1 pseudogene is annotated in these 761 nt (G+C 42.8%); it reads left to right on the forward strand.

What is annotated here, in order from left to right:
- A pseudogene (locus R7Z50_RS26780) lies at positions 1-761 on the forward strand (polymer-forming cytoskeletal protein); the annotation flags it as partial.

The raw sequence follows: 761 nt of genomic DNA on the forward strand, positions 1-761 counted from the left end.
CTGCGTTATTGCTACGGCCATGTTGATGCCGTTAACAGCACAAGCAACGGTTTATGACGTTGCGAAACCATCTGAGCTAAACCAAATATGCTCAACTCATAGTTCTTTTGATATTCAAAGAACAGACACTACCTTTTTTTGCCATGGCAAGATCGTATTACCCGCTGGTGATTCCATCATCTCCTCTTCACCTGAGAACGAAGTCATACTAGAAGCTCATCAAGGCATTGTTTTAGAGGGTAATAACCGAATTGGTGAGCCTAATAAACGCATCTCACTTCGCTCGCTTTCGGTCGAGTTGAAGGTTAACAATGAGCAAGCTTCTAGCATTGAAGATTACCAAAACAAACACACTGTTATTTATGGTGACCTTCTGTCGGCCTACCCAACAAAACTGCATAATGTTCTCATCGATGGGGATATAGAGCTAACGGGGTCGACGCTTCATATTGACGGTAAGTACAACACCATTATTGGTAAAATTTTGACTCACAGTACGACCGATATATTCAATACTAACGTTTGTGGCACCATTGAATCAAAAGGCCATCAATTGCATCTCAAGACGAATAACCCTTTCCAACAACATTTCGTCGTCGGTGATATTGTGGCGCACAGTTCTCTGCTTATTGATGATATGGCGGTTTACGGCACGACGGAGTCCAAAGGTGCATCTGCCGCACTGAACGGTTCGTTCTACGCGAAAGATACTGCGATTAAGTACTTCCAGACATTAAACTTTAATCAAGGTGTTGGAAGTC

This window comes from Vibrio sp. 1249-1 (assembly GCF_033340495.1).